This is a genomic window from Thalassotalea sp. ND16A (assembly GCF_000764205.1).
In the GTDB taxonomy this organism is placed as follows: Bacteria; Pseudomonadota; Gammaproteobacteria; order Enterobacterales; family Alteromonadaceae; genus Thalassotalea_A.
Genome location: NZ_JQDZ01000010.1, coordinates 1 through 17,209, shown reverse-complemented (window position 1 = coordinate 17,209; position 17,209 = coordinate 1). Strand labels below are relative to the sequence as shown.

Below are 17,209 nucleotides of genomic sequence, written 5' to 3'. Positions count from 1 at the left end.
TAGATCCATTTCAATTAAAGACTAAAATAGAAAGGAAACTGAAAGTCATATTTAAACTTATTACGGTTACACCTAATGTGAGAATAAGGATATAACCTTCGGTTACCTTTTCTTATGAGTCAACGCGGGGGATTAGTCTTCATCCATGATACCGCCCGGGCCGGCAAAATTGTCAAAACGAGAGAACTGCCCCTGGAACGTTAACCGTACCCGACCAATTGGACCATTACGTTGTTTACCAAGAATGATCTCCGCCGTGCCTTTATCGGGAGAGTCTTCGTTATACACTTCATCACGATAAATAAACATGATCAAATCGGCATCTTGCTCGATTGAACCTGATTCACGTAAATCTGAGTTAATCGGTCGTTTATCGGCACGTTGCTCCAGGCCACGGTTAAGCTGTGATAATGCGACAACAGGCACTTGTAACTCTTTCGCCAACGCTTTCAGTGAGCGGGATATTTCGGCAATTTCCAAGGTACGGTTATCACTAAATTGTGGTACCCGCATCAATTGCAGGTAATCTATCATGATCATCGATATACCACCGTTATCACGATGGATTCTTCGTGCCCGAGAGCGCACTTCCGTTGGAGTTAAACCCGCGGCATCATCAACGAACATTTTACCTTTTTCCATCAACAACCCCATGGTCGATGATAAACGGGCCCAATCCTCATCGCCGAGCTGTCCGGTTCTGATCTTGGTTTGGTCAATACGGCCAAGGGACGCCAGCATACGCATCATGATTTGTTCAGACGGCATCTCCAGGGAAAAGATAAGCGCCGGCTTATCTTGCATCATTGCCGCGTTTTCGGCCAGGTTCATCGCGAATGTGGTTTTACCCATCGATGGTCTGGCAGCAACGATGATTAAATCGGACGGTTGTAAACCTGCGGTCATTTTATCTAAATCGGTAAAGCCGGTAGAAACACCGGTAACTCCGTCGTGTGGCTGGCCATAAAGTTTTTCTATCTTATCGACGGTTTTTTCCATGACCGAATGGATATTCTCAGGGCCTTCAGATTTACTGGCACGCTGTTCGGCAATTTGGAACACTTTAGATTCGGCAAAATCGAGCAACTCACTACTTTCTCGGCCTTGCGGATCGTAACCAGCATCGGCGATTTCGTTTGCCACTTTGATCAACTCGCGAGTCACCGCTCGTTCACGAACAATATCCGCATAAGCGTAGATATTGGCGGCACTCGGCGTATTTTTCATCATTTCAGCGAGATAGACAAAACCACCGACATCATCAATTTGTTGCTGAGTTTCCAGAGCCTCAGATAAGGTGATTAAATCGACCGGGTTACCCTTTTCAATTAAATCCCCTACACACTCGAAAATAATGCGATGGGCGCGCGAGTAAAAATCGGCAGCCACCACGCGTTCGGCAACATTATCCCAGGCATTATTATCAAGCAACAAACCACCCAGCACTGATTGCTCGGCTTCCATTGAATGCGGAGCAACTTTCAGTTGTTCAATTTGTTTGTCGTTAGTTTTATTAAAGTCTTTTTTAAAGTCTTTGTTAAAATTTTTCTTAAAGTCTTGCTGTTGCGCCATTACTGCTCAAATCCCAGGGAATCTTTCATCTGTTTATGTCGATAAGTAGTATACCAGTCTACATAAGGAATGAGCTAAAAATATACTTATGCAGGTTAGCCCCCCAGAATAAGCTATTCAGGCTAAAATTTGAAGTGAAAGTTCAACGGGTAGTAAATGATCTCATTAAAATAACCTTGGCCGAGCAGTAGACTGGTCTCGTTATTTATCATCTTTTGCTTCTAAAGTAAGTTCAGGACAACGACCGATGACTTTGGCGTCATTGTTTTCATCATACTCGATCAGATTGACATCAAATCGCCACAGATAATGCAAGTGCTTTAACACTTCATTAGTATTATCGGCCATGCCAATATTGTTATAAGGAATGTACTCTAAGGTTAACGACCGATCGCCTTCGATATCGGCCTTAATTATTTGAATATTGGCTTGCTGATGACTCAAGTCATATTGCTTTGCCAGCGCACTGCGTATTTTTTGATAGCCTTTTTCATTATGGATAGCACTTACTTCAATCTGACTTTCTTTAGCGTCATCGGTGAGTTTAAAAAATTTAAATTCACGCATAAGTTGTGGTGACAGATACTGGCCGATAAAACTTTCATCCTTATAATTTTGCATTGCCGCTTTAACCGCGTCGAGCCAGTTACTGCCGGCCAATTCAGGAAACCATTGTTTATCTTCTTCGCTAGGATGTTCGCAAATACGACGAATATCGGCAAACATATTAAAACCTAATGCGTATGGATTAATACCACTGTACTGCGGTGAATTAAAGGCGGGTTGGTTAATCACATTGGTGTGATGCTCTAAAAATTCCAGCATAAATTTATCGGTTAACAAGCCTTCATCATATAAATGATTAATGATGGTGTAATGCCAAAAACATGCCCAGCCTTCATTCATTACTTGTGTTTGTTTTTGCGGATAAAAATACTGGCCAATTTTACGTACTATACGAACAATTTCTCTTTGCCACGGAGCCAGTAACGGGGCATTTTTTTCAATAAAATACAATAAGTTTTCTTGTGGAGATGTTGGAAATATCGCAGATTTTTTACCCTTATCAGCATGGCTTTCATTTTGTTGATCAAGCTTTTGCCACAAGTGGTCAACTTGCGATTGCAAAAATCGTTCTCTTTCTTGCTGCTGTTCTAATTCTCTGGCTAATGATAACTTTTGCGGCCTTTTATATCGGTCAACGCCGTGATTCATCAGCGCATGGCAAGCATCGAGGGTTGTTTCCACCTCTTCTATGCCGTGTAGTTGTTCACATTTATGGATATAGTTTTTGGCAAATAATAAATAATCAATAATAGAATCCGCTTCGGTCCAGGTGCGAAACAGGTAGTTGCCTTTAAAAAAGGAGTTATGGCCATAACTTGCGTGCGCCATCACCAGGGCTTGCATGGTTAAGGTGTTTTCTTCCATTAAATAGGTAATGCAGGGATTGGAATTAATCACAATTTCATAGGCTAAACCCATACGCCCACGTTTATAATTTTGCTGTGTAGTAATAAATTGTTTGCCAAAACTCCAGTGATTATAACCAATTGGCATACCGACACTGGCATAGGCATCCATCATTTGTTCTGAAGTGATCATCTCAATCTGGTTCGGGTAAGTGTCCAGCCCGTAAAAATTCGCCACTCGAGCAATTTGTTGTTTATATTGCTCTAAAGATTCAAAATTCCAGTCGCCACAATCGGGTAATTTTTCAACACAAAAATCATTTACGCTATAGTCACTTTCCATCTTACCTCCAGGCAACATTCTCATGAGCTGTCTTTTTAAATAAGTCTCTAAACACGGGATAGATATCGGCAACTTCTTCAATTCTGCGCAAACAAAAATGCGGATACTGCTCGGCCAGTTTTTGATATTCTGTCCACAGCGATTTATGGATATCGCTGGTGATTTCGATATAGCTGTAATAGCGAATGATCGGCAATATTTTTTTACTCAATAACTCGGAACACTTAGCAATGTCATCTTGCCAGTTATCGCCATCAGAGGCTTGGGCCACGTAAATGTTCCAATCGTTGGAGTTATAGCGTTGCTTAATGATTTTATAAAGCAAGGTAAGGGCGCTGGAGATAATGGTACCGCCAGTTTCTTTTGAGTAGAAAAAATCTTGCTCATCCACTTCTTTGGCCTGGGTATGATGAATAATAAAAACCACATCGATGGTTTTATAATTTCGCGTTAAAAATAAATACAACAAAATGTAAAAGCGTTTGGCAATATCTTTTGTCGCCTGCACCATAGAACCTGAGACATCCATGACACAAAACATTACCGCTTTTGATGACGGCACCGCTTGTTGGTCAAAGTTTCGGTAACGTAAGTCGAAACTGTCGATAAAGGGTACGCTCGATATTTTATCCTGCAACATTTCAATTTGTTGTTTTAACTGCTTAATTTCAGCAACTGGCAAGGGCTCGGTTTGTTCAAACTCTATTAATTGCTGCTCACAGTGTTTCAGTTCTTTGCGTTTTGAACTGGTCATTGCCAGACGTCTGGCGATTGATCCTTGCAACGATTTAACAATATCGACATTGGCAATGGCACCATCACTGCAATAGCCCGCACGTACCGTTTTGTAGTCAAAAAGCTTATCTATTTGGCTGCGTTGTAAATTAGGCAGAGCCAAATCGTCAAACAGTAAATTTAAGTATTCATCGGCTGAAATTGAAAAAATAAAATCGTCTTCACCGGTGCCATCCTTACTGGCACCACTATTACCTTGTCCTTGCTGGGCCTTCGGCCGGTCAATTTTATCGCCTTCAACAAATTGTTCATTGCCGGGAAGGATCCTTTCCTTAATCCCCCCTTCCCCATGCTTAAAAACAGGCTCAGATAAATCTTTATGCGGAATAGTGACATCTTCATCCGAGTGGTGATCGGTTACACTTCTGCGAGTAATGGACTCCTCTAGAGAGTGCTTTATCTGACTTTTATATCGACGCACAAACCTCTGGCGATTGACCATAGATTTGTTTTTTGCATTTAACCGCTTGTCGATAAAGACTGACATTGCTCACTCTCCCTTAACTAAGATGACTTCCTCACTCTTAAATACCACTCAGATAATAACCGAACTTGCTTGGCGGTATAGCCCTTAGAGGTCATGCGCTGGACAAAATCGTCATGTTTTTTCTGATCTTGTGAAGATGATTTGGTATTGAATGAAATCACTGGCAATAAATCTTCGGTGTTGGAAAACATTTTTTTCTCTATTACCGTGCGCAGTTTTTCATAACTGGTCCATACCGGATTATTACCATTGTTGTTCGCTTTCGCACGCAAGACAAAATTGACAATTTCATTACGGAAATCTTTCGGGTTGGAAATACCGGCCGGTTTTTCAATTTTTTCCAATTCGCTATTCAGTGCTTCACGATTAAGAATTTGGCCGGTATCATTATCTCGATATTCTTGATCCTGAATCCAAAAGTCGGCGTATACCACATACCTATCGAAAATGTTTTGACCGTACTCTGAATACGATTCCAGGTAGGCGGTCTGGATTTCCTTACCAATAAATTCAATATATTCGGTCACTAAATAGCCTTTGATAAACTCTAAATAGCCATCGGCAGTTTCTTTTGCCAGTTGCTCACGCTCTATTTGCTGCTCTAATACATAAAATAGATGTACTGGATTGGCGGCAATTTCCAGATGATCGAAATTAAACACACGGGACAGTATTTTAAAGGCAAAACGAGTGGAAATGCCTGACATGCCTTCATCAATACCGGCAAAGTCTCGATATTCCTGATAAGACTTGGCTTTCGGGTCGGTATCTTTTAACGACTCGCCGTTATAGACCCGCATTTTGGAATAAATGCTGGAATTTTCTGGGGCGACAAGTCTGGTCAATACCGAAAACTGGGCGAGAATGTCTAACGTCGATGGCGCACACTGGGCATTGCTTAATTCACTGTTATCGAGTAATTTTTGATATATTTTTACTTCTTCAGACACTCTTAAGCAGTACGGTACTTTTACGATATAAACGCGATCGAGAAAGGCCTCATTGTTTTTATTATTTTTGAACGTCAACCATTCCGATTCATTGGAGTGAGCTAATAAAACACCGGAAAACGGTAAGGCTGACAAGCCCTCGGTAGAATTATAATTTCCTTCCTGGGTGGCCGTAAGCAACGGATGTAATACCTTGATCGGTGCTTTAAACATTTCAACAAATTCCATCATGCCCTGATTTGCTCGACACAAGGCACCTGAATAGCTGTATGCGTCAGCATCATTTTGGGCAAAATGCTCTAGTTGACGAATATCGACTTTACCTACTAATGATGAAATATCCTGGTTGTTATCATCTCCAGGTTCCGTTTTGGCAATGGCAACTTGGTCAAGTATAGATGGATATATTTTGACCACCTTAAATTTTGAAATATCGCCATTAAACTCATGCAATCGTTTCACCATCCAGGGGGACATTATGGTATGTAAATATCTGGCTGGTATGTTGTATTCCTGGGTTAAAATTTTACCATCGGCATCGGCATCAAATAAACAAAATGGGTGATCATTTACCGGGCTACGTTGACCATTGGCGCTGAGTACATAAATGGGCAGTTGTTGCATCAGCTCTTTTAATTTTTCTGCTATCGATGACTTACCGCCCCCTACTGGTCCCAATAAATAGAGTACCTGTTTCTTTTCTTCTAACCCTTGCGAGGCGTGAGTAAGATAAGCAACGATTTGTTCAATGGCATCTTCCATGCCATAAAAATCAGAAAATGCCGGGTAACGTTGAATTACCCTATTGGAAAAGATCCGGCTTAACACCGTATCTTGCGATGTATCGATCTGTTCAGGCTCACCTATGGCGGCTAACAATCGTTCTGCGGCGTTAGCATAGGTTAGTTTGTCATTACGACAAAGCTCGAGAAATTCAGTTAGTGTAAGCTCCTCTTCTTTGGCTAAGTCGTAGCGCCCTTGATAGTGTTTAAAAATACTCATAACGCACCCATAATAAATATTGTTGTTTATATTTATATTAGACCGTGAAAGTAGGAATTTGGTAGGTAAAAACATTAAAAACTTTTCTAACACCGCAATAACAGGTCAACCGCGACGAGATTACATCATCAAAATCAACAACTTAAACGCAAGTAGCAATAACATTTACGAAAGTATTTTTTTTTAAATCAATAAAAATGAAAAGCCATGCTTAACTATGCAAGCATTGGGGTTATTTGGGGGCTATTTGGTATGCTAAGAGCGAGGGCTTATACCAATCTGCATAAGCACTGAGTTGAGTTGAGTATACACGTCACCATCCAAGTTGCAGATTGGTATTAATAATGTAGTTTTACATTGCCTGATACGGTCGACATTTTAATCGAAGCACTGCCATTACCGGTACTGGTAGTAAGCTTTGAACTTGGGCCATATTTGGCCTTTTCCACCTCATCATCGGTTAAATTATTAATAATACGACCGCCAGCATTTGAATTCACTCGAATATCGGCATTTACTTCTTTTTGTAAACCCAAGTTGATGTTACCACTGACCGATGACATCTTTAACAAGCCGTCATCATTTAACTCAAGACTAACGGTTACGTCGCCACTCACACTCGACAATGAGGCATCGCTAACTTGCTCAAGCTTTATGTCTAAATCACCAGAGATAACACTGGCATTAATTTCGTCGGCATTGGCTTTGGCATCAATATCGCCACTGACTGCATGATAATTTAATTGCCCTGTAGATGCTCGATCAAATACGTCACCACTTACTGAAGATAAATAAATTTCACCATTTAAACGTTCACTTTTTACATCGCCACTGACCGACTCTAACACAATTTTAGCACTGAGGTTTTCTGCTATTACGTCACCACTTACGCTTTTTGCATTCACCCCGGCATGAACATTACTGATATTCACATCGCTGGAAACCCCGTTGAATTTAACCGCTGCGGAACTTGGCACTTCAATCAATAATTTGGTTTCTTGCTCATCCTGATCCCAAAAGCTACTATTCATCCGTGCTGGCATTTTAACTATGATGGTGACATCTTTGCCATCGACTTCAAATATAAAGTCGGTGGCTTTTTCATCGAGTTTACCCGATACCCACACTTCATTATTGTCAGTGCCGACAATGGTAACCTTACCTCTTAAATTCTCGATTTTAACTTGCGCATTATCTTGAACAGTTAACCGCTGATCGACGTTTTTGGCCGCAGCCGACAGGGGAAAAATCGACATGGAGAACATCAGGGCAATAAACGTTGAGGTGATATTAATAAATTTCATAAAGTTCTCTTTTTCCGTGATAATATTTTTGTCATTAGCTTATTGCTAACTGTGTGCCGCCAACTAGTTTGCACTAAATGGTTTGCCATTTGGGACTAAACAACTGCTCTAATAAATTAAGCTCTTGTTTTTGTGTCCACTTTAATAAATTTAACAAATCTTTATTGTTAGGATCATCCGCCAAAGCGGCTTCTAACGAGGTTCTGGCTGATTGCAATTCATTAAATTGCTTTTGAATATCCGCTGGTAACTGGCTTAAATCCGGTTCACCAAAACTCACCAACATGCTATTTTTTTCTTGACTGTATTGCTGCTGCAATACTTCCACAGCGCTTACCTGTGCTATTTGCATGTCTTTGTTGCTGTTTATGTTCCAGGTAAATAGCACTGCCACGACAATGGACGCTGCCCAGGCAAAAGGAGCGATATTTACTCGCTTAGGTTTTATCTCATTGGCAACGTGTTGTTGCGAATTATGCTCAATGGCATGCTCAATTCCGGCCCACAAATCCCGTTCAGGTTTAATGTCATGGCTCAAACCGTCTATTTGCGCTTGTAAATTTTGCTCTGCTTTTAGCTTATTCATCATTCAAACTCTCTTTCGCTTCGAGCCAGTCTTTTAGTAAGTTTCTGGCGCGGTGATAATGAGACTTACTCGACCCCACCGCCATATTTAACATGGTTGCTATCTCTTCGTGCCGATAACCTTCAACCGCAAATAACACAAACACCACTCTGGCTTTTTCTGGTAATCGTAAAATCAATTTATCTAAATCTGACAAGTCTTGAATTTCGTTACCTGCTGGTTCTGCTTGTGGCTGTTCTTCAATACTGAATACTTTTTGCAGCCAATTTTTTTGTTTACGCATATGGGTTAACGCGGTGTTGGTTGCTACTGCGTGCAGCCAGGTAGAAAACTTGGCGTCACCACGAAAGTTTTCCAGCTTTAACCACACCTGCACAAAGACTTCCTGAGCGACATCTTCAGCCTGGTCACGAGAACTAAGCATACGAAAACACAACGCATACACTTTTCCGATATTTTCCTGGTACAAGTGGTTGAACGCCTGACGGTCGCCAGCCTTGGCGTTAATGATCCACTCTTGTTCTTGCTTTTTGGCAAAAATATCCTGGGCATTTATCACTGTGTTTTGTGCGGACAATGTCATTAAATCCTAAAAGCTTTATGTTCATTTATGTTGTAGTTATAAGTTAAGATGCAGGTAAGGGTAAAAAGGTTTAAAGAAAAAATAAAAACTTTTTTAAAAGTACCAAAAATATTTAACTTGAACTCGGAATTAGCGATTAAACAATAGCTTACCTCATACGGTTATACGAATAAAAGTGAGTTTATGTCTATTGGTATTCGTATTAATTATCAGAATTCGGCGCTGGACAAGTTTTTAAACGTAAAACCACGTACAAGCCAATACATAGGAAGAAGGAGGTGGCAACTTTGCCATAGATATTTGGCACTGCAATAAACACAGAAAAGCTGCCAAACACCAAGATAGATAGAATTGCCAAGGTTTTCGCTTTTTTCGGGATACAGCGACTGGTTTGCCAATGATGAATAATCTGACCAAACACTTTATTATTCAATAACCATCGATGGCAGCGAGTCGACGACTTGGCAAAGCATGCGGCAGCAACCAATAAAAATGGCGTAGTTGGCAATACCGGTAAGACGATACCAATAACAGCCAGGATGACGAAGCCAATGCCAACAGTTAAATAAAAAAAACGTTTCATTGTCCAGTTGCCATTAATCGCCTCGATATTTCATCAGCAAACGGTAATATAGCAAGTTGATTAAATACTTAAACAAATTGGTATTAAGACGCTGCCCAGGGGTTATTTTCCCGATATTTAATTTGCATGCCTTTAAGCAAATTGCGTAAAAACTGATCTTTACACTCTCGATAATGCTTATGTCCTACCTTTCTAAAAAAGGCACTGATTTCAGCTTTACCGACACGAATTTCAGTCAAAGCTAGTATCTCTATCATGTCGGTATCATTGAGGTTAAGTGCTATTTTTAACTTTCTCAATATCAGATTATTGTTTAGTTTTGATTCTGCTTTCGGTTGCGGGCCTTCTCGTTTACCACGGTTTTTATTGATCAAACCATTTAAAAACGTCGCTAATTGTACATCGGTTAAATTGATGTATTTAGGGTCATCTTCTTTACGTAACCAGTGGTGGTATTGCTCTAATTCCACCGTTAATTCAGCCTGGCTGAATATAGACAACATAGTGCTATCGTCATAATTAAAAATGAAGCGAATGCGGCGAATTATATCGTTATTTGTCATGTTATCTCTGTTTTATGGTAATTAAACTTGCTTGAAATCAATCATCGCTTCACGAGAATGACCAGTAAGTTTTAAAGCATCTAAATATTGCTGCCAAAGGCGGGCTTTATTATGTGCGTATTCTTGCAGTAATTGCAGGCTATAGATGGCACTGTGTTGATCATCAAAAACAAAACGATAGCCATGCTTCGCTACTGGTTCAATGGCCAACAATTGTACCATTTTTTTATGGCTTACCGGTGGTTTGGCTTTGCCTTGTTTTGCCGTTTGTTCATTGGGAGAATAAACACGCAAAAACTCATAACTTAAACTTTGACTGAAACCATCAACAAAGTTCAAGGTTAAGTCACAGGCTTTGTTATTTAGTACCAGCTGAGTTAATTGCATATTTTCTCCGACAACGTTTGTTAAGTTGATTAAAGAATGAAGCGGCTTAAATCTTCATTTTGTACCAGAATATCCAGTTTACCTTCGACGTAGGTTTTATCAATAGCGATACTTTGACCGGATTTCGCATCAGCATGGAAAGACAATTCTTCGATCAATCGCTCCATTACCGTATGTAAACGACGCGCACCAATATTCTCAGTAGTTTCATTTACCTGCCAGGCCGCCTGGGCGATAGCCTGAATGCCATCTTCACTAAATTCAACCTTCACTCCTTCGGTTGCCATCAAGGCGATATACTGCTCGGTTAATGAGGCGTTTGGCTCCGTTAAAATACGAACAAAATCTTCCACGGTTAAGGCGCGAAGCTCAACACGAATGGGTAAACGGCCTTGCAATTCAGGAATGAGATCGCTCGGTTTCGACATCTGGAATGCACCAGAGGCAATAAACAAGATATGGTCAGTTTTTACCATGCCATGCTTGGTACTCACCGTTGAGCCTTCCACTAATGGCAACAAATCACGTTGTACGCCTTCACGCGAAACGTCAGGGCCAGAAGAATCACCACGCTTACATATTTTATCGATTTCATCGATAAAGACGATGCCATTTTGCTCAACCGCATAAATCGCTTTTTCTTTAAGCTCATCCGGATTCACCAATTTGCTGGCTTCTTCTTCCTGCAAAGCTTTAAACGCGTCTTTGATTTTCAATTTGCGCTTTTTGGTTTTATCCTGCGACATGTTTTGAAACATGCTTTGTAGCTGATTGGTCATGTCTTCCATGCCTGGCGGTGCCATGATTTCCATGCCAACTTGCGGTTGCGCTACATCGATTTCAATCTCTTTATCATCGAGTTTGCCTTCGCGTAATTTCTTACGAAAAATTTGCCTGGTCGAACTGTTATCTGTAGATTCTTCTTCACCCATGGCATTACGCGGGTTAGGAATAAGCACATCCAAAATACGTTCTTCTGCGGCTTCTTCGGCTAAGTGTTTTACCCGAGTCATCTCTAACTCTTTGGTCAACTTCACCGACATATCGGCAAGATCGCGGATAATGGTTTCCACTTCTTTACCAACATAACCCACTTCGGTAAATTTTGTCGCTTCTACTTTGATAAAAGGCGCATTAGCAAGTTTGGCTAAACGGCGGGCAATTTCGGTTTTGCCGACACCGGTTGGACCGATCATTAAAATATTTTTTGGCGTGACTTCAACGCGCAGCTCTTCTTCTAGCTGCATTCTGCGCCAGCGGTTACGAAGGGCAATAGCCACCGCTTTTTTAGCATCGTTTTGGCCAATAATGTGGCAATCTAATTCGTGAACAATTTCACGAGGAGTCATATTAGACATGAAAAATTCCTCTGGGGAAGTTGAATTTAGTCAATACCAAATTGGTATTCGTTCTGCTAGCTTTTACCTTTACGCCACGAAGTGGCCTGTATAAAGATGCGCAGCAGCTTTATTAAATTTCATCAATGGTTTGGTTTAAGTTGGTAAAGACACAAATATTACCGGCAATGGTCAGTGATTTTTCAACAATATCACGGGCCGATAATTCGGTGTTTTCCAATAGCGCTAAGGCTGCCGCCTGGGCATAGTTACCGCCAGAGCCAATCGCAATTAAATCATCTTCGGGCTGAACCACATCGCCGTTGCCGGTGATAATCAATGATGCCGTTTCGTCTGCGACTACCAGCATCGCCTCAAGCTTTCTTAACGCGCGATCACTGCGCCAGTCTTTGGCAAGCTCGACCGCAGATTTGGTAAGATGACCCTGGTGCATTTCAAGTTTGCTTTCGAAACGCTCAAACAGGGTAAAAGCATCGGCAGTACCACCGGCAAAACCAGCCAATACTTTTTCATTGTATAAACGACGAACCTTTTTGGCATTGCCTTTCATCACGGTATTACCAAGGGAAACCTGGCCATCGCCGCCAATACATACTTTACCGTTGCGTCTTACAGATACGATAGTAGTCACATTAAACCTCTAAAAATAAAACGAGGTGTCTTCTGTTAACATCACAGAACAGACACCCCGAAAAGAATCTTAAGGTATAGATGGGATCAGAAATTAGTTTTTCAAGTCCAAAGCCATATTTGACAGTAATTGATCTTATTTCTTTTTAACTTGTGCTTGGCGCTTTCCGCCATGCGCTTGCGTTCAAATGGTCCGAGTACCACTTTATACCAAACACCACTTTTGCCATTGGTTTTACGAATATCTGAACCAAAACCGGCAAAGGCAATATTGGCTTTTAACTGTTCGGCTTGTTGGCGTTTACGAAATGAGCCACATTGCATTTGATAAGGGCCTTTTTCTTTAACCTCATAATCCCCCACTTCCACTTCTTTATGTTTTAATTCATCCATATAAGTCCATTTCTCTTTTGGGACTTCAGGAAGAATGTCTTCCACTACGGTTTTCTTGGTTGGCGTTGATAGTTCGATTTCAGCAACATCAACATTTTCCGGAGCATTGTCACTCATGTAATTTAAGCCAAAAATAAATCCGCCAACCAATAGCACAATAATGACTAAAGCAAACATAGGTTTAATACCCTGAACTGCCGGCTGTTTTTTCGTTTTCGGCTTATACGGGTTTTTCTTTTTTTTGGTTGCGCGGGGGCGAGCAACGTAATCTTGATGAGCCATAACTCTCTACAACAATGAAAATGGAAAAATGCAAGGTAAGTTAATTTTAACCAACCCGCAACTAAAGTACAGCGTTAGTTTGTTACTAACCTGAGTTCGGATAAGCAGCACTTGCTCAATACTATTTAAAATAGTTTACTGGTTACAGTTAACTTGATGATTTAAAGGTAATATCAAGCGCTCATTATCCCGAATTCAGGTTAACTGGAGCTACCAGCTCAGCTCTTGTGGGTCGATATCGACAGACCAACGTACTTTACTATTTAATTCGTGGCCGGCAATAGCGGTTAACACATGCTGAACTGCCAAGTGTAAATCTTTACGTTCTTTGGCTTGCAATAATAAATGAAAACGATATTTACCCGCTTTTTTCTCTTGCGCCGCGGCAATCGGCCCGCTCACCATACATTGGCTAAAATCCTGCTGACTGACATCCCTTAGCAGAGTTTCCGGCATATTCGGATAATTACCTTCGGCTCGAAATAATGCCTGAAAGCCAAAGGGCGGGATCATCGCCTGTTGTCTTTCAATCAGCGCATAGCGGGCAAAATGTTGATAGCCATTATTCACCAAATCTTGCAATAGCGGATGTTCTGGATATTGCGTTTGCACCATCACTTTGCCCGGCTTACTTTCTCTTCCTGCCCGACCAGCTACCTGTACCAGCAATTGTGCCATGTGCTCCGGTGCACGAAAATCATAACTAAATAAGGCACCATCGACATCGAGCACCGCCACTAAGGTGACATCGGGAAAATGGTGGCCTTTGGCCAGCATTTGCGTACCCACCAGTATTTGATGTTCTTTATTGGTGACTTGCTGCAATAACTTGGCGAGTTCGCCTTTGCGGCGAGTACTGTCGCGGTCAATTCTTATCGCCGAATAGTCCGGAAAAAGTTCAAGCAAGCGCTGCTCAAGTTGTTCCGTACCTTGCCCTAACGGCTTAATGCGAATGCTGCCACAACTGCCACATTGACGAACGATACGCTTTTGGCTGCCGCAGTGATGACAGATCAACAGACTTTGCCCTTGGTGCAAAGTATAAGGCTTATTACAGCGTTGGCACTCGCAAATCCAATTACATTCCTGACACGAAATGGCTGGTGCAAAGCCACGACGGTTCAAAAATATCAGCACTTGTTCACCGCGTTTCAACGTGTCTTGCATCGCTTTTTTCAAAGAGCCCGATAAACCAAATTCCACTTGCTCCCGTGCCATATCGATTAATTCAATGGTGGATATCGAACTTTTGCCGGCACGCTTGGTGAGTTGGTGGTACTGATATTTTCCCGAGAGCGCATTTTGCAAGGTTTCTAACGATGGCGTTGCCGTACCTAAAACAATGGGAATGTGTAATTGCCTGGCGCGCAATATGGCAATATCGCGCGCATGGTAGCGAAATCCTTCTTGTTGTTTGAGTGAACCATCATGTTCTTCATCGACGATAATAATGCCCGGTTTATGCAGTGGCGAAAACACACCGGAACGAGTCGCAATAATAATCGCGGCCCGACCCTGCTTGGTTTGATGCCAGGTTTGCAAACGCTCATTATCGTTCAGACCCGAATGATGCAGAACGACGGGCACGCGAAAACGTTTTTCAAACCGTGACAGTGTTTGTGGGGTTAAACCAATCTCAGGCACCAACAGCAATACTTGTTTGTCCTGCTTTAACACCTGTTCGATGATTTGTAGATACACTTCGGTTTTGCCGCTACCGGTGATGCCATCAATTAAATGACAAGAAAATCCGTCAAGCCGCTGATTAATGGTACTAATTACCAGTGCTTGCTCCACCGATAATTGCGGCTTGTCGTCATCGTTAACGGAATTGGCTTTAAAGGTAAACGGTTGTTGTTTAACGGTTTGCTCAATAATCAGGGCTTTGTTCAGCAAGGCATTAAGTTGCGCTTTGCTATAGCCTGCCATTCGGATCTCTGGCCAGGTTAATTCGTCATGCTCACAAATAAAATTTAATAACTGTTTTTGCTTAGCCGCCGATTTTTTCATACTTTGGCAAACGTCATTAAATTGTTGCTCACTAAGCTCCGGGTTCTTTAACCAGCAAGCTGGTGGGCTTAAATCAACGGGTTTGATTTGTCGCAACAGTACCGGCAATGCTTGGGTTACCACATCCCCTATAGGGTGATGGTAATAGCGGGCACAAAGACTCAAAAAGTCTACCTGTTGCATGGTTAATTTAGAGTTATCATCAAGGCGCTCTATGATCGCTTTAAGTTTGTCACTAGCAACGTCACATTCATCGCTGACCACCAGAACCACGCCAATTAATTTACGGTTACCAAATGGTACTAACACCCTGTCACCGCGAGTGAAACTGAGCTGATTTAACGTTTCCGGTACCAAATAAGTAAAACTTTGCCGCATCGGTATCGGCAAAGCAATTTGTAGGTAAGTAAATTGAGTAGTCAAAGTGGCATTCATTATTATATTTTTTAATTATTTTACTCGCAAAACAACATTTGCCAAGCTTATTTGCTCGTGCTTTGCAGCTAAATCTCTCTGTTGGTGATAAACAGCGATAAATTTGACTGTTTTTAACGGTTTTAGTTGTACATTGGCCAATGTTCCCGTATTATTCGCCACCTTAAATTGAAACTCGCATGGTATCTGGCAAAAGATCAGATGGCGATGCGGCCTAACACAAGGTAATCCCATGAAAGACGGTATCCATCCAAATTACGTAGCCATTAAAGCAACTTGTTCTTGCGGTAATGTTATCGAAACTCGTTCAACACGTGGTAAAGACATCCACTTAGATGTATGTTCTGAATGTCACCCATTCTACACTGGTAAGCAAAAAGCTGCTGAAACTGGTGGACGTGTAGACAAGTTCAACAAACGTTTCGGTGCTTTAGGTAAAAAATAATTTAACCTAAAACATTCATGTTTGTTAAAGAAGCGCCTTATCGGCGCTTTTTTATCGCCTGCAGTTTATCAAATTTACCTATATCTACGTTATATCCTTGATCTGAATAAAAAATTTCACTTGTTAGAGTTAAATCTATGAGTATACTTAAAGCTAATAATAATATCACTCAAGCTTGAGTAAGCGGGATCTACCATGGAATATAATACTTCAGAACTTTGTAACCTATATGCTGACTCAGTCGATGTCTTAGAACCTATGTTAAGCAATTACGGCGGCCGCAGCTCGTTTGGCGGTATCGTGGTGACGATTAAATGTTTCGAATCTAATGGCATTATTAGCGAAACGGTAGAACAAGACGGTACAGGTAAAGTATTGGTTATTGATGGCGGAGGGTCAACCCGCAGAGCCTTGATTGATTCTTATATCGCCGATACTGCGGCAAAACATAACTGGGAAGGGATCATTTGTTACGGTAGTGTACGTGACGTTGATTTACTCGAAGATATTGAACTTGGCATCCAGGCCATGGTGTCAATTCCAGTTGGCGCCGATGATAGTAATGTTGGCGAAGCGGATTTGGCGATTAACTTTGCCGGGGTAACCATTTTACCCGATGATCATATTTACGCCGATAACACTGGCATCATCCTCTCCCCGGATCCACTCGATATCGATTAATAATAGATACGAGGTACAGGGTACAAACAAACTGAGTAAGATTTCAGGTTAGGGTAATGTTTGTGCTACGGGCTACGGGCTACGGGCTACGGGCTACGGGCTACGGGCAGCATTGTTAGGGCCTCAAGTTTGTTTACAACACTAACTTGGGGCTTTTTTGATTCGATTCGATTCGAGCAAATAGTTAAAAATATAAGCGCTCGCTGTCAATTATGGGGGTTCCGACCTTCGTCGGAATGACGGAGTATTTTTTCTAAGTATATGATAATCAGATATTTTGTTTTACTTACACCACGTCATATAAAAGAAGAAGCCCCTAAATAAATTATTACTTAAGGGCTAAGCTAGAGTGAGAAGAAGAGGCTAAGACGTCAAAAGCTTTTAGCTTCTCGGGATGCAAAAGCCTCT

The 17,209-nt window shown here is 41.4% G+C and carries 16 protein-coding genes; 2 read left to right on the top strand and 14 right to left on the bottom strand.

Features of this window, described 5'->3' with window-relative positions:
• Positions 1 to 132: 132 nt before the first annotated feature.
• From dnaB to priA, 14 genes are all read right to left on the bottom strand, one after another.
• Positions 133 to 1,572: a replicative DNA helicase gene (dnaB, locus tag ND16A_RS16825; RefSeq protein ID WP_081945425.1), complete on the bottom strand. Its 1,440-nt coding sequence runs from the start codon at positions 1,570 to 1,572 to the stop codon at positions 133 to 135.
• A gap of 201 nt (positions 1,573 to 1,773) precedes the next feature.
• Positions 1,774 to 3,327, bottom strand: a complete 1,554-nt coding sequence (locus ND16A_RS16830; protein ID WP_033076049.1) for a SpoVR family protein — start codon at positions 3,325 to 3,327, stop codon at positions 1,774 to 1,776.
• Between the two features lies 1 nt (position 3,328).
• Positions 3,329 to 4,609 (bottom strand): YeaH/YhbH family protein, encoded by a 1,281-nt coding sequence (locus tag ND16A_RS16835; protein WP_033076048.1) that lies wholly within the window; start codon positions 4,607 to 4,609, stop codon positions 3,329 to 3,331.
• Between the two features lie 17 nt (positions 4,610 to 4,626).
• On the bottom strand, positions 4,627 to 6,561 hold the full coding sequence (locus ND16A_RS16840) for a PrkA family serine protein kinase (protein WP_033076047.1): 1,935 nt from the start codon (positions 6,559 to 6,561) through the stop codon (positions 4,627 to 4,629).
• A 338-nt stretch (positions 6,562 to 6,899) separates the two neighbouring features.
• Entirely contained in the window at positions 6,900 to 7,865 is a 966-nt protein-coding gene (locus ND16A_RS16845) for a DUF4097 family beta strand repeat-containing protein (RefSeq protein WP_033076046.1), read from the bottom strand.
• 73 nt (positions 7,866 to 7,938) lie between these two features.
• Complete coding sequence (locus ND16A_RS16850) at positions 7,939 to 8,454, bottom strand: hypothetical protein (protein WP_033076045.1); 516 nt, start codon at positions 8,452 to 8,454, stop codon at positions 7,939 to 7,941.
• Complete coding sequence (locus ND16A_RS16855) at positions 8,444 to 9,034, bottom strand: RNA polymerase sigma factor (protein WP_033076044.1); 591 nt, start codon at positions 9,032 to 9,034, stop codon at positions 8,444 to 8,446. Before ND16A_RS16855 ends, ND16A_RS16850 begins: the two co-directional genes overlap by 11 nt.
• A 202-nt stretch (positions 9,035 to 9,236) precedes the next feature.
• On the bottom strand, positions 9,237 to 9,617 hold the full coding sequence (locus tag ND16A_RS16860) for a YbaN family protein (RefSeq protein ID WP_033076043.1): 381 nt from the start codon (positions 9,615 to 9,617) through the stop codon (positions 9,237 to 9,239).
• Positions 9,618 to 9,700: 83 nt separating this feature from the next.
• Positions 9,701 to 10,180, bottom strand: a complete 480-nt coding sequence (locus ND16A_RS16865) for a DUF1456 family protein (RefSeq protein WP_033076042.1) — start codon at positions 10,178 to 10,180, stop codon at positions 9,701 to 9,703.
• A gap of 21 nt (positions 10,181 to 10,201) precedes the next feature.
• Positions 10,202 to 10,567, bottom strand: a complete 366-nt coding sequence (locus ND16A_RS16870) for a gamma-butyrobetaine hydroxylase-like domain-containing protein (protein WP_033076041.1) — start codon at positions 10,565 to 10,567, stop codon at positions 10,202 to 10,204.
• A 29-nt stretch (positions 10,568 to 10,596) separates the two neighbouring features.
• Positions 10,597 to 11,925, bottom strand: coding sequence for an HslU--HslV peptidase ATPase subunit (gene hslU / locus ND16A_RS16875; protein ID WP_033076040.1), 1,329 nt, complete (start codon positions 11,923 to 11,925; stop codon positions 10,597 to 10,599).
• A 112-nt stretch (positions 11,926 to 12,037) separates the two neighbouring features.
• A complete protein-coding gene (gene hslV / locus ND16A_RS16880) occupies positions 12,038 to 12,556 on the bottom strand; it encodes an ATP-dependent protease subunit HslV (protein WP_033076039.1) in 519 nt (172 codons plus the stop codon).
• 101 nt (positions 12,557 to 12,657) lie between these two features.
• Positions 12,658 to 13,230 (bottom strand): SPOR domain-containing protein, encoded by a 573-nt coding sequence (locus ND16A_RS16885; RefSeq protein WP_033076038.1) that lies wholly within the window; start codon positions 13,228 to 13,230, stop codon positions 12,658 to 12,660.
• A 210-nt stretch (positions 13,231 to 13,440) separates the two neighbouring features.
• Positions 13,441 to 15,663 carry a primosomal protein N' gene (gene priA, locus ND16A_RS16890; protein WP_235281949.1) on the bottom strand — a complete coding sequence of 741 codons (2,223 nt, stop codon included), beginning with the start codon at positions 15,661 to 15,663 and terminating at the stop codon, positions 13,441 to 13,443.
• Positions 15,664 to 15,907: 244 nt separating this feature from the next.
• Here priA and rpmE point away from each other — a divergent pair, with 244 nt between their 5' ends.
• Together rpmE and rraA are read left to right on the top strand one after the other, a co-directional pair.
• Positions 15,908 to 16,120: a 50S ribosomal protein L31 gene (gene rpmE, locus ND16A_RS16895; RefSeq protein ID WP_033076035.1), complete on the top strand. Its 213-nt coding sequence runs from the start codon at positions 15,908 to 15,910 to the stop codon at positions 16,118 to 16,120.
• A 195-nt stretch (positions 16,121 to 16,315) separates the two neighbouring features.
• Positions 16,316 to 16,801, top strand: a complete 486-nt coding sequence (gene rraA / locus ND16A_RS16900; RefSeq protein WP_033076034.1) for a ribonuclease E activity regulator RraA — start codon at positions 16,316 to 16,318, stop codon at positions 16,799 to 16,801.
• Positions 16,802 to 17,209: the final 408 nt, after the last annotated feature.